We start from the raw sequence: 13442 nt of genomic DNA on the forward strand, positions 1-13442 counted from the left end.
TGCAGGGCGGGGAGCAGGCGACGAAGGAGCCGGCGTGGGCGATTGTCGTCACTCCCCGTGTTCATCCGATTTCCTGACAGGCACTTCCGTTACTCCTGGTTACCGGTTATGGTGCCGGGGTCTTGGGGAAAACACGGTGGTTCGCCGCCGAGGGGGTCTGGATTCCATGATGTTGCGCTCGAAGTTGATCGCTGCCGGTTGTGCGGTCGTTCTGCTGCCACTGGCCGCGGTGAAGGTGATGGCCGCTGATCCGCCGCAACACCTCGGTGAGGGGCAGGCGGTCGGCGCCAGAGCGGTGGCCGATCCCGCGGTGCAGATCAGGCAGGCGACCAGTTCGTACTACGTGACGTCGTACGGGCAGCCTGACGACCACTCGCCGGAGGCGTGGGAGATCCTCAGCAGCGCCAACGGTGCCGTGGTCAGGACCTCTCCGCGACTTCGCGACGAGCCGGACAAGGTCCCGGCCTTGGTCGGCAAGTACGTCGTGACCACCGCGGCCTCGCAGGTCGGCTTCCGCGACATCGCCACCGACACGGTCAGCCAGGTCGACGTACCGGCGGGCGCGGCCTATCAGGGCGCCTACCCCGGTGGGATTCTGTTGTCGCGTGCGGCGGACAGTTCGTTCGCCCTGCGCACCGTGGACAACATCGAGAAGCCGGTGACCGGCGCGGCTTTCGGCGATCCGGTCATCCTGGACACGACCGCGACTTCGATCCTGATCAGCGTGGGTGGTCAGCTCAGCGTCGTCGACACCGCCACCGGTGCCGCGACTGCTGCAGCGACGCTGCCTGCCAACCCTGCTTGGGCCGCACTGACTCCCAACAGGGTCCTCTGGCAAACCGCAGCGACCGCCAACTCCAAGACGGTCGGCTGGAAGCAGGGCGCGACCACCGGCTCCGTGCAGGTGCCCTTCGGCCTGCCGCTGCTGACAGTGGGCGATGACCTGGCCGTGCTGGTGCCGGAGACCAAGCAACTGACCAAGATCGCGGCCAACGGTGGTGCCGTCACTGCCGCCTTCGTCACTGGCGTCCACGACGCGGCAGACCTCGGCAACGGCCGGCTGCTGGTCAGTGCGCAGAGCAAGGTGGCCAGCGTCGGCGCCGACGGCGTACTGACGACTGTGAAGGCCACGCCGTCCTTCGCCGCCCAGGTCAGCACGGTGGGGATGTCCGGAGCGCGTGTGGTGACGGCTGACTACCAGCCGGAGCACGGCGTCTACGAGACGACCACCAACGGCACGACCTGGACTTCCCTGACCACCAGCAACGCCACGAAGCCTTTGCAGCTCGAGGGGACCACCCTGGTGACCTACCAGGCCGGTGTGGCCCGAGTGCGCGGCTCCGGAGGCGACCTGACTTTCCCGGCGACTGACGACGTTGTACTGGGCAAGGGCGGCAAGCTGGTCTCGCACCGGGTGGCGAACGCCGCTACCGCCGCGGTGTACGACGTGGCGACGAAGACCAAGATCGACGACTTCCCAGTGCCCTTCGCTTTGGCCGACAGCTCACTGTGGAAGGTCACCGAGACCGGAGTACTGACCGGCAAGGATCTGGCCACTCAGGCAACGAAAACCGTTGCCGTCGCCAGTGGCTGCACTGTCGGGCCGGACCGGGTCAACGGACGTTGGGCACTGCTCAGCGGCTGCAACGGTGGCAACCAGGTCGTCGACACCAAGGGTCCGGAGGCGCCGCGCAACCTGACGGTCGGCGCCGATGCCCAGCTGGGCAACGGGTTCGTAGTACAGAGCGCTGTCGGTCAGGACGCCAACGGGCTTTCCACCAAGGAGCTTCTGGTCACCGACCTGAACGACCAGGACCTCGGCCAGCGCCGGTACGGGCCGATCAACGGCAGGCTCCTGCAGCCGGCCAGCTTCCGCACTGACGGGGGTGGCGGCTTCAAGGTGATCTACGCCGATCCGGACGCCCGGCCGCGGATCATCGACCTCACCTGGGTGAAGGCGGACCCACAGCAGCGGCCGGACACCGTCGCGCCGGTACTGACCAGCGCGACCGCCGGCGACCGGCTGCGCGACAACACCAGTCTCTCGTTCGACTGGGCGTTCACCGACCCACAGGACCCGAACTCCCCGGCGACCGGCGTGCTGTCCTACGACCTCCGCATCCAGCAGCGCCCCAACCGCACCTCGCCGTACGGCGCCTGGAACCAGGTGCCGAGCTGGCAGGGCCTCAAAACCACAGCGGCGAGCTACAGCGCCGTCGCGGGCACCGACACCTGCTGGCAGGTCCGAGCCCGCGACTACGCCGGCAACCTGAGCGGCTGGAGCAACTCGTACTGCAGTGAGGTCGACGGCATCGCGCCGGTCGCCTTCACTCTCAAGATCGACCGGGTCCAGCTGGGCGCGGCAGGGAACGTCCGCTGGTCGTACACCGACGAGACCTCGGTCGGGAGCTACGACATCGTCTACAAGGAGGCCGCTGCAGGCGCTGCCTTCGGCGTCTGGACCTACCCGGCGGCCTGGCAGAACACGGACATCACCTCGATCAACTGGGTACCCCGGGCGGGCTTCGACCAGTGCTACATGGTCCGGGCCCGTGACGTCGTGGGGAACCTGTCGGCTTGGTCGCCGCCGCTGTGCTCGGTGACGCCGCAGGACGATCGCGCGCTGCTGTCGTCCGGCACTGTGGTCCGGGTGGCCGACGCGACCGCGTACCAGGGCACCACCTCGGACCTCAGGGCCAACGGCGCCTTCCTGACCAAGACGGCCGCGGAGGCCGGCGTCCGGATCGCGCTCGTCACCATCAACGGCCCCGGCCAGGGCAAGGTCGACGTCTACCACGCCAACATCAAGGTCGGCACGGTCTCCCTGGCCGCGACCACCACGGCTCGTACGGTCACCTACCTCCCGGTCACCGCGTTCCGCACCGGCGTCATCAAGCTCGTCTCGACCTCCACCGCCCAGTCCCGGATCGACGGCGTGGCGTTCCTGCGGTACTGACGCCAACGGCGGAAGGCGGCCGGCTTGGCCCCTTCCGCCACCTAGGCTTCGCCCGCTGATCCGGCTTCGCCGGTCCTGTGGGAGGGAACCTCTTGAAGTTTCGTACTGCGACAGCTGCCGCCTGCCTGCTGGCGCTTCTGCCCCTCGGTTCGAGCCCGGCCCTGGCCGCGGATCCGCCGATCCATCTCGGCGAGGGCACTCTGCTCGGCCCCCGCCTCGAGCCCGATCCGCCCGTCCAGATCCTGTCGGCGACGAGCAAGTACTACCTGACCGACTACGGCAGGCCGGCGGATTTCGCGCCGGCGCCCTGGAGCGTCAGGAGCGCCGTCGACGGCACTGCCAAGGGCGAGTACCAACGCAACGATCCTGAGGTCAAGGACCCCGAGATCGTCGGTGAGTACGCGCTGCAGGAATTCCCCGGCGCGGTCCTCATCCGCAGGGTGGGGACGGACACCGTCCAGACGATCTACCCACCGCTCGGCTTCCTGGTCCACGACGTCTATCCCGGCGGCATGCTGCTGAACGACGAACACAAACTGGTCCTTCGAACCTTCGCAGGCGTCGAGACGCCGGTCACCGGAGTCACCTCCAAGTCGAAGGTGCTGGACCGCACCGAAGAGTCCTTCCTGCTCGGCACGGAGACGGGTCTGTTCGTGCTCGACATCGCCACCGGTACCACGACGCGGGTGGCGACGCCGGCCACCTGGACCGAGTGGGCGCAGCTGACTCCGGGCCGGATCATCTGGCAGACGTCGGACACCGCCACCACGACCACTCTCGCTTGGAAGGACCGGACCGGTACGGCCGAAGGCACCACCGTCGTACCGTTCAAGCAGCCGCTGCTCCCGCTGGGCGACGACGTCGCCGTGCAGATGCCGGACAGCAAGGAACTGGTCAAGGTCGAGCTGCAGGACGGCACCGTAACCAGGAACCTTGTCACCGGGCTGCACGACGCGGCCGACCAGGGCAACGGACGGCTGCTCGTCACCGCCCAGTCGCAGGTCGCCTCGATCGGCGTTGACGGGGTTCTGCAGCCGATTGCCCAGACCCCGCCGTTCCGCGGCCAGTCCGACGATGTGATGTTGTCCGGCGGCAAGGTCGTCACCAGTACTTCGCAGCCGCCGCAGGACGGTCTCGTGAACAGCCCACTGGCGGCCATCAACCAGACGACGGACCTGGGCGCGACCTGGACCACTGCAGCAGTGAAGACGGATCGCGCCGACCGCGCACCGGAGTTCGCCGGCGACGCGCTGCTGACCTATCGCGAGTTGGACGGCGCCGGGATGACGGCCATGGTCACCGACGTCCGGGGCACCTTCCCACTGTCCACCCGCGTGGCGCAGCTGGGCCGAGGCGGCAAACTGGTGGGCCGGCTGCTGCGGGACAGCACCAACCGGATCGAGGTCATCGACGTAACTGCCCGGAAGCCGATCGGCACTTTCCCCGGACCCGTCGGGCTGAACGGCGAGACGGTCTGGACGGGGCCGGACGAGCGCGACGACCTGATCGCGACCTCCAGCGGGTTCGAAGCCCGGATCGACGCCGGACCCGGTTGCGGGCGTCCGTCGAGCATCCAGGCGGCCGGGCGCTGGGTGGTGGTCGACTGCGAGGGCGCCGACCGGATCGTCGACGCCGGCCAGCAGGTACCGCCGCGGACGATCACCCTGACCGCGGGCTGGAAGCTCGGCTTCAATTTCCTGGTCCAGCACACGCGTGGCAGCGGCGCGGCCCAGCTCGACCTGCGGGTCACGGACCTCAACGCGCTGAACCTTCCTGAACGCCGCTACGGCCCGATCGCCGGCCACTCCTCGACCCGGATCAGCTTCGCACCGGACGACGCGAACGTCGGCCGGTTGATCTACAAGGACCGCGACTTGCAGCCCCGGATCGTCACGCTGGACTGGCTCGCACCGCAGCCGACGGTCGACACCGACCACGTCGCGCCGGTACTTGCCAGCGGCGACGCCGGCCCGCGGTACCAGGCGTCCCAGGCCGTCTCCTTCAGCTTCACCTTCAAGGACCCGGGAACGCCGGAGGACCCAGCCAGTGGGCTGGTGGACTACGACATCCGCTACCAGGACCGCACCTCACCCACCGCCCCGTACGGCGCCTGGATCGAGCCTCCGTTCTGGCAGAAGCTGAACAAGCAGACCAACGCGGTACAGCATCACGCCACGCCGGGCACCGACACCTGCTTCCAGGGCAGGGCGCGGGACCGGGCCGGCAACCTGGGCGAGTGGAGCCAGTCCTACTGCACCGAGGTCGACGGGACGGCACCCGCCTTGACCAGCAGCAGCGCTGGAGAGCGGGTCATCACGGCAGTGGTCGGCAGCTTCAAGTACGCCTTCGCTGACAACAGCGGCAAGGTCGCGTCGTACGACGTGGTCTACCGCGACGCATTGGCCGGTCAGGCCAACGGCAAGTGGCAGTACCCGGCTGCCTGGCAGGCCACGACCGCTACGTCGGTCACCTGGGCACCGGTGGCTGGAGTCGACCGATGCTTCATGGTCCGGGCCAGGGATGCCGCCGGGAACCTCTCCGGCTGGTCGGCACCTGTCTGCGCCGCCGCTCCTCAGGATGACCGGGCGCTGACAGCGACGGGCACTGTCACCCGGACTACCAGTTCGATCACCTACAAGGGCACCATCTCGCAACTGAAGGCAACCGGCGCAGCACTCGCCAAGACGGGCGAGGCCGGCGTACGGGTCGCGCTGGTGACAGTGAACGGGCCCGGACAGGGCAGCGTCGACGTCTACCACGCAGGGGTGAAGGTAGGCCGGGTCTCGCTGGTCGCGCCCAGCAGCAAGGTGACGGTCACGCTGCTGCCGGTCACCCCGTTCCGGAGCGGGGACCTGAAAATCGTCTCCGTCGGTGCCGCTCAAGCCACCATCGACGGCGTCGCCCTGTTGCGGAACTGACACTCATCACGACTCGTAATCACCGTGAGCCCCGTCACCGCTCGGTGGCGGGGCTTGCTCATTGCAACAAGTGGTAATTCAGCTCCAGGGAATGGAAACGACAGGACAAGCGCTTACCAACTGAGCGATAGTGGAAAGTGCGCCGTTTTCCGGTCGCGACCAACTCCCGTGCCGAGCATGTTGGGAAGTGCGCCCCTCCAGATGCCCTCAGAGCCACCTGCCCAAGCGCCCTCTATCGCAGCCCCTCCGACTCGCAAGGTCCCCCGGCGAAGCCAGAATCTCTGGCGACTTCGCCCCTACCTCCGCCCGCACAAGTGGCGCCTGCTGCTGATGTTCAGCACGGCGGTCCTGGGCGTAGGCGTCAGCCTCAGCGTCCCGCTGGTCACCAGAGCCATCATCGACGGTCCGGTCACCCGCCGCGAGATCGACCTTCTCCTCCCCCTCGGCCTGCTGGCCCTCGGCCTGAGCATCAGTGAGGTTCTGCTGGTCTGGGTCCGCCGGTGGGCCCAGTCCCGCGCGGTCAGCGACCTCGAGGCCGCTCTCCGCAACGACCTCTACATCCGGCTGCAGTCGCTCCCGATGGAGTTCCACAGCCGCTGGCAGAGCGGTCAGCTGCTGTCCCGGGTGACCGCCGACCTGTCCACCATCCGCCGGTTCATGGGCTTCGGCCTGCTGTTCCTGGTGATCAACATCCTGCAACTGGTGGTCGTCACCCTCCTGCTGCTGCAGCTGTACTGGCCGCTCGGCGTGATCGTGGTGGTCGCGGCGGCGCCGATCATCCTCGTGTCGCTCAAGTTCGAGAAGAAGTACCTGGCGATCTCCCGCCGGGTGCAGGACCAGCAGGGCGACCTGGCCACCCGGATCGAGGAGTCGGCGGTCGGCTTCCGGGTGATCAAGGCGTTCGGCCGCCGCGAGCACGTCAAGCAGCAGTTCGACGACGGCGCGGTGAAGCTCTACGAGACCTCGGTCGACAAGGTGCGACTCGCCTCCCGGTTCTGGACGTTCCTGGAGGTGATCCCGAACCTGACGCTGGTGATCGTGCTGCTGCTCGGCGCGCTCGCCGTCGGCCGGGAGTCGATCACGCTGGGCACCCTGGTCGCGTTCATCACCCTGATGCTGTCGCTGATCTGGCCGGTCCAGTCGCTCGGCACCATCCTCGCGATGGCGCAGGAGGCGATGACGTCGGCGGACCGGATCAGCGAGATCCTGGACACCGAGTCCACCATCACCGACGGCCCGGACGTGCTGACCGATTCCCGGGGTCACCTGGTCTTCGAGAACGTCAGCTTCCGCTACGGCCCTGATTCGGCCGACATCCTGCACGACATCAACCTCGACCTCACCCCCGGTACGACGCTCGCCCTGGTCGGCGCCACCGGTTCGGGCAAGACCACCCTGACCGCCCTGGTCCCCCGGCTGTACGACGTCACCGGTGGCCGGATCACGATCGACGGGCACGACGTCCGCGACCTCACCCTGAAGTCGCTGCGCAGCGCGGTCGCGTCCGCGTTCGACGACCCGACCCTGTTCTCGATGAGCGCCCGGGAGAACATCACCCTCGGCCGGCCGGACGCGACCGACGCCGAGGTCCAGCAGGCGCTGGAGATCGCACAGGCGACCTTCGCGAACGACCTGCCCTGGGGGCTGGAGACCCGGGTCGGTGAGCAGGGCATGTCGCTGTCCGGTGGCCAACGGCAACGACTCGCCCTGGCGCGCGCGGTACTGGCCAGGCCCGCGGTGCTGGTGCTCGACGACACCCTGTCCGCGCTCGACGTGCACACCGAGGCCCTGGTCGAGGAGGCGCTGCGCAACGTGCTCGCCGCCACGACCGGGATCGTGGTGGCCCACCGGGCTTCGACGGTGATGCTCGCCGACCAGGTCGCGCTGCTCGAGGGCGGCACGATCACCCACGTCGGGACGCATGCCGAGTTGCTGGCGACAGTACCGGCGTACCGGATGTTGCTCGCGGCCGAAGAGGAGGAGGTGCACGCATGACGACGACTCAGCAGACACCTCAGCCGCAGCCGGACGACCAGCAGGGCGACCAGCAGATCGCCGAGGAGACCTGGCGCGGCTACGCCGAGGACCCGGACCGGGAGTTGTCGAAGGCAACGACCGTGCGGCTCAAGGAGGACTCCCGCAGGCTGCTCGGCGAGCTGCTGCGGCCGTACAAGAAGATGATCTGGCTGCTGGTCGGCATCGTCGTGATCGAGAACGCGGCCCGGCTCGCGGTGCCCTACCTGGTGCACCTCGGGATCGACAAGGGCATCCCGCCGATCCTGGCGGGCAAGGGCACCTCGACGCTGGTCGAGATCGTGCTGATCGTGTTCGCGATGGCCGTGCTGCAGGCCGCGATGCGGCAGGTCTTCCTGATGCGGTCGGGCCGGCTCGGCCAGACCATCCTGCTCGGGCTGCGCCGGCGCGTCTTCGACCACTTCCAGCGGCTCAGCCCGTCGTTCCACGACAAGTACACCTCCGGCCGGGTGATCTCGCGGCTGACCTCCGACGTGGACGTCATCGACGAGATGCTGGAGACCGGCTTCGACGGGCTGGTGACGGCGATCCTGACCCTGGTCGGTACGGCGATCCTGCTGCTGACACTCGACGTCAGACTCGGCTTGCTGGCATTGCTGTCGTTCCCGGCACTGTTCCTGCTGACCGCGTGGTTCCGGCGCCGGTCGGCGATCGTCTACCGGCGGACCCGCGAGGCCGTCGTGCTGGTGATCGTGCACTTCGTCGAGTCGATGACCGGCATCCGCGCGGTGCAGGCGTTCCGGCGGGAGCCGCGCAACCAGGAGATCTTCTGGGGCGTCAACGACAAGTACCGCGAGGCCAACCTCGAGTCGTTCCGGATCAACGCGATCTTCATGCCGTCGATCAAGGGCGTCGGGAACATCACCATCGTGGCGATCCTGGCCTACGGCGGCTGGCAGGCCTACCACGGTCACGTCACGGTCGGCGTACTGACCGCGTTCCTGCTCTACCTGCGGCAGTTCTTCGAGCCGCTGCAGGACATCTCGCAGTTCTACAACACCTTCCTGTCCGCGAGCGCGGCGCTGGAGAAGCTGTCCGGCGTACTGAACGAGAAGGCGGACGTGCCCGAGCCGCTCGAGCCCGCCAAGCCGGCGGCCAAGGCGCGCGGGCACCTCGAGCTGCGCAACGTGCAGTTCCGGTACGTCGACGGCGTACCGGTGCTGCCTGGGCTGCAGCTCGACGTACCGGCCGGGCAGACTCTGGCCCTGGTCGGTACGACGGGCGCGGGCAAGACCACGATCGCCAAGCTGGTGGCGCGGTTCTACGACCCGACCGGCGGGCAGGTGCTGCTGGACGGGATCGACCTGCGGGACCTGACCGAGGACGATCTGCGCGAACGGGTGGTGATGGTGACGCAGGAGAACTTCCTGTTCACCGGCTCGGTCGCCGACAACATCCGGTTCGGCAAACCGGACGCGACGATGGCCGAGATCGTCGACGCGGCCAAGGTGATCGGCGCGCACGACTTCATCATGGCGCTGCCGGACGGCTACGAGACGGCCGTCGAGAAGCGCGGCAGCAGGTTGTCCGCGGGGCAGCGGCAACTGGTCGCGTTCGCTCGGGCGTTCCTGGCGGACCCCGCGGTACTGATCCTGGACGAGGCGACGTCGAGCCTCGACATCCCCAGCGAGCGGCTGATCCAGCGCGCGCTGCGCACCATCCTGGACGACCGGACCGCGATCGTCATCGCCCACCGCCTCTCCACGGTGGAGACCGCCGACCGGGTGATCGTGCTGGAGCACGGCCGCATCATCGAGGACGGCGCTCCGTCCGCCCTCGTCACGACCGGTGGCAACTACGCCGATCTGCACCGAGCCTGGGAAGACTCCCTGGCCTGATCCGCCCGTACTGCGACTGCCCCACACCCGCTCAGGTGTGGGGCAGTCGTCATACCTTCAGCGGTGGAACGCCTCGACGACCCGGCGCACCCGCTCGGCGGCGGCCAAGTCAGCCAGGTCCGGTGAGTGCTCACCCCGCACCGCCTGCGCGAACAGCGTCAGCCGAGTCGCCTCCGAGCCGAGCTCACCGGTCAACTCGACCGGCTCCCAATCATTGCCCTTAGCAACGAAGAGGTCGCGCCAGGCCGACAGCCGGAACGACTGCCTGCTGCCCCGCAGTACCCACTCGTAGTCTCGACCTCAGCCGCTCCGACGGTTCCGGTCAACTGCACCGGCACCCCACCCGCCCTCATCACCCCGTACGCCGCTGTCTCACTCGCCGGGTCACTCGCCGCGCCGCGATGCTCGAGCGTGGCCACCTCCGGCTCGAGCGGTCCGACCAGCCGATCAGTGAGATAAGCGAAGTGCGAGAACACCTCCCGGACGAACCCACCCTGCGCCCGCCCCGCCACCCAGGCCGCCTCCGCCTGGAACGCGCGCGGCCAGCTCGGGAACGCCAGCCGGATCTCGACCCCGAGCACCTCGCCGACCCGACCATCGGCGATCGCCCGCTCGACGTACCGGGTCGACTGCCGGTCGGACAGCGAGAAGTTGACGGCCGCCACGTTTCCCGGGCAGCTCCGAGCATGGCCGACGCGTCGGCGTCCGACACGGCCAGCGGCTTCTCGCAGAACACGGACTGCTCAGCGCTTCAGGGCAGTTTCGAGCAGGTGCCGGCCCATCGCGCCCAGGACTCTCCGTTCCTGCAGGCGGTCCCTCACCAGCTCTGCGCTGTCGGAGGGGGTCGCTACGGTGGCGAGCATGTTGACCTCACTGGCGATTGAGAACTACCGGTCCCTCTTGCGGCTGGTCGTGCCGTTGGGGCGGCTCAACGTCGTCACCGGGTCCAACGGGACCGGAAAGTCGAGCCTGTACCGGGCGCTGCGGCTGCTGGCCGATGCCTCGCGCAACGGAGCTGTGGCGGCGCTGGCTCGTGAGGGTGGCCTGCAGTCGACGTTGTGGGCGGGGCCGGAGAACGTGACCGGAGCGATCCGGCGGGGCGAGCAACTGATCCAGGGAACGCGGCGCACGAAGCCGGTCAGTCTGCGGATGGGATTCGCGTCGGAGGACTACGGCTACGCCATGGATCTCGGGCTGCCCCAACCGAGCTCTTCGGCCTTCTCGCTCGATCCGGAGATCAAACGCGAGGTGTTGTGGGCCGGACCGTTCCTGCGGCCGGCCACCCTGCTGGCGGATCGCGGCAGCGGCGGGGTGCGGATCCGGGACGACGACGGCAAGTGGCGCGACAGCGGTCATCCACTGCAGTCCTTCGACAGCATGCTCAGTGAGTACGCCGATCCGGATCGCGCGCCGGAACTACTGATGCTGCGAGAGCGGATGCGGTCGTGGCGCTTCTACGACCACCTGCGCACCGACTCGGAGGCGCCGGCCCGGCAGGTGCAGATCGGCACCCGCACCACCGTGCTCGGTCCGGAGGGCGCCGACGTCGCGGCCGCGCTGCAGACCGTGAAGGAGATCGGTGCGCCAGGAGCCGTCGGCCGGGCGATCGAGCAAGCCTTCCCAGGCAGCCAGCTGAGCATCCAGAACAACGGTGGCCGGTTCGAGCTCGCGTTTCAGCAACACGGGCTGCTGCGGCCACTGTCAGGGGCGGAACTGTCCGACGGGACGTTGCGCTATCTGCTCTGGGTCGCTGCCCTGCTGACCCCGCGGCCACCCGCGCTGCTGGTCCTCAACGAGCCCGAGACAAGCCTGCATCCCGATCTCCTGCCCGCCCTGGCGGACCTCGTCGTCACCGCCGCGCAGAACACCCAGGTCATCGTCGTGACCCACTCGCGCCCGTTCCTGGCCGCGCTGCAAGCCGGCTCCGACGAGACCGAGCTCGACCTGCGAACGATCGAGCTGGTCAAGGAGTTGGGCAGGACGACTATCGCGGGCCAGGGCCCTCTGGACGAGCCGCCGTGGAAGTGGCCGGCTCGCTAGCGTCCTGCGTGACCCCGGCTTCGTCCTTGACGCTTTCGAAGCGGACCAGGATCAGCGCGCCGACCGCGGTCACCGCGAAGCCGCCGAGCGCACCGGCGTACCAGCCCTCGCGGACGGCGTCGCCGAGCACCAGTACGCCGATCGCGGACGGCGCGATGGTCTGCAACGCGATCATCGGCGTGGTCGCCAGCGTCACCGAACCGCGTTGCAGGGCAAGCGAGTAGAGCAGGAACGCGAGGGCGGCCGACACTGGCAGCGTGTACGTCGTCGGGCTCTGGAGCAGCGCACCGATCGAACTGTCGTCCAGCAGCCGCACCGAGACCGCGACTCCGGCGTACCCGAGACCGGCCAGTACGCCGAGCACCGTCGTCGCGCTCGTGTGCTGGGACCGGCTGGCGAGACCAGCGAGGACGGCGATCGCGATCAGGCCGACGATCACGCCGATCATCAGACCGTCGTGGCGGGCACTCTCGCCGGCATCACCGGCCGAGACCGCGAGCAGGCCGAGGCCGGCGCACACCGCGACGACCGCCGCCCACTCGATCACGGACAGCCGGTCCGACATCCAGCGGGTCGCCAGCAGGGCAGTGACCACGAGGCTGACCGCGATACCCGCCTGCGCGAGATACAGCGGAAGCAGCCGCAGGGCGACGAAGTGCAGACCGAAGCCGGCCAGCTGAAGCACCAGCGCGCCGAGGAACGCCGGCTGCTTGAGCAGGGCGACGACGAAGCCGCCGAACTGCCGGGGATCGAGCTCCGAGCCGGTCGGCACCTTGCGGGAGCCGACCGCCTGCAGGATCGCCGCGATCCCGAAAACCACCGCGGCGCCGAGGGCCGCACCGAGTCCGAGGAGCACTCAGGCGGCCTTCCGCCGGGGCGCCCAGAAGGTCAGATAAAGACTCAGCCCGGCGTAGTACACCAGATAGGCCAGCGAGATCCCGACCACGATCGGGCTCGGGTTAGGCATCTGGGTCAGCAGGACGGCGTACGCGGCCAGCCAGATCAGCGTGGTGACCAGGTTCATCGTCCGGAACATCCTGGTCCGCGACGGGTAGACGTACTTGACCGGGACGAAGACCAGGATCGAGCAGGTCAGCAGGATCACGCCGGTCGCGGTCGGGCCGAGGCCGAGGATCACCACGTAGAAGGCGACCACGTTCCAGTAGCTCGGGAAGCCGAGGAAGAAGTGGTCGTCGGTCTTGGCGTCGGTGCGGCAGAACTGGTAGCTGGAGGCGAGCAGCGGCAACGCGGCCAGGGCGGCTCCGATGAAGCCGTTCGGCAGGTAGCCACCGGTCCACAGCAACACGATCGGCGCGAACGCGTAGGTCAGGTAGTCGACGATGTTGTCGAGCATCGCGCCGTCGAACCACGGGATGGTCTCCTTCACCCGGAGCCGGCGCGCGATCATCCCGTCGGTACCGTCGATCCAGAGCGCGGCCAGGCCGAGCCAGAGCGCCCGGACGGCGTCGCCGTCGATCGCCGCGATCACGATCAGGAGCGCGAGCACCGTTCCGCTCGCGGTATAGGCATGCAGGGCGAGTCCGGCCAGACGCAACCGCGTCGACCCGACGAACGGTTCCCGCACCGCGTCTTGTGTGGTCAGCAGAAACTCCCAGAACTCGGGCCGGCGCCAACGCACCGGGTTACCTGCGCCAG

General features: G+C 68.5%; 9 protein-coding genes. 5 read left to right on the top strand and 4 right to left on the bottom strand.

Annotation, left to right across the window (positions count from 1 at the left end; all coding sequences use genetic code 11):
* Positions 1–166: 166 nt before the first annotated feature.
* From OX958_RS25250 to OX958_RS25265, 4 genes are all read left to right on the top strand, one after another.
* Positions 167–2956: a hypothetical protein gene (locus OX958_RS25250; RefSeq protein WP_270131900.1), complete on the top strand. Its 2790-nt coding sequence runs from the start codon at positions 167–169 to the stop codon at positions 2954–2956.
* A gap of 92 nt (positions 2957–3048) precedes the next feature.
* Positions 3049–5874, top strand: coding sequence for a hypothetical protein (locus OX958_RS25255; RefSeq protein WP_270131901.1), 2826 nt, complete (start codon positions 3049–3051; stop codon positions 5872–5874).
* Positions 5875–6204: 330 nt separating this feature from the next.
* Positions 6205–7869: an ABC transporter ATP-binding protein gene (locus tag OX958_RS25260; RefSeq protein ID WP_270131902.1), complete on the top strand. Its 1665-nt coding sequence runs from the start codon at positions 6205–6207 to the stop codon at positions 7867–7869.
* Positions 7866–9746 (top strand): ABC transporter ATP-binding protein, encoded by a 1881-nt coding sequence (locus tag OX958_RS25265; protein WP_270131903.1) that lies wholly within the window; start codon positions 7866–7868, stop codon positions 9744–9746. The genes OX958_RS25260 and OX958_RS25265 overlap by 4 nt, the downstream gene beginning before the upstream one ends.
* Before the next feature lie 57 nt (positions 9747–9803).
* Here the strand turns inward: OX958_RS25265 and OX958_RS25270 are convergent, their stop codons facing one another.
* Positions 9804–9941, bottom strand: a complete 138-nt coding sequence (locus OX958_RS25270) for a hypothetical protein (protein WP_270131904.1) — start codon at positions 9939–9941, stop codon at positions 9804–9806.
* The gene (locus OX958_RS25275) at positions 9938–10411 is read right to left on the bottom strand and encodes a hypothetical protein (RefSeq protein WP_270131905.1); all 474 of its coding nucleotides are present in this window, start codon (positions 10409–10411) and stop codon (positions 9938–9940) included. Before OX958_RS25275 ends, OX958_RS25270 begins: the two co-directional genes overlap by 4 nt.
* A 196-nt stretch (positions 10412–10607) precedes the next feature.
* Here OX958_RS25275 and OX958_RS25280 point away from each other — a divergent pair, with 196 nt between their 5' ends.
* The gene (locus OX958_RS25280; RefSeq protein WP_270131906.1) at positions 10608–11786 is read left to right on the top strand and encodes an AAA family ATPase; all 1179 of its coding nucleotides are present in this window, start codon (positions 10608–10610) and stop codon (positions 11784–11786) included.
* Here OX958_RS25280 and OX958_RS25285 read toward each other — a convergent pair.
* Entirely contained in the window at positions 11731–12642 is a 912-nt protein-coding gene (locus OX958_RS25285; protein ID WP_270131907.1) for a hypothetical protein, read from the bottom strand. The genes OX958_RS25280 and OX958_RS25285 overlap by 56 nt on opposite strands.
* The gene (locus OX958_RS25290; RefSeq protein WP_270131908.1) at positions 12643–13425 is read right to left on the bottom strand and encodes a CDP-alcohol phosphatidyltransferase family protein; all 783 of its coding nucleotides are present in this window, start codon (positions 13423–13425) and stop codon (positions 12643–12645) included.
* Positions 13426–13442 lie beyond the last annotated feature (17 nt).

The organism is Kribbella sp. CA-293567 (genome assembly GCF_027627575.1).
GTDB lineage: Bacteria > Actinomycetota > Actinomycetes > Propionibacteriales > Kribbellaceae > Kribbella.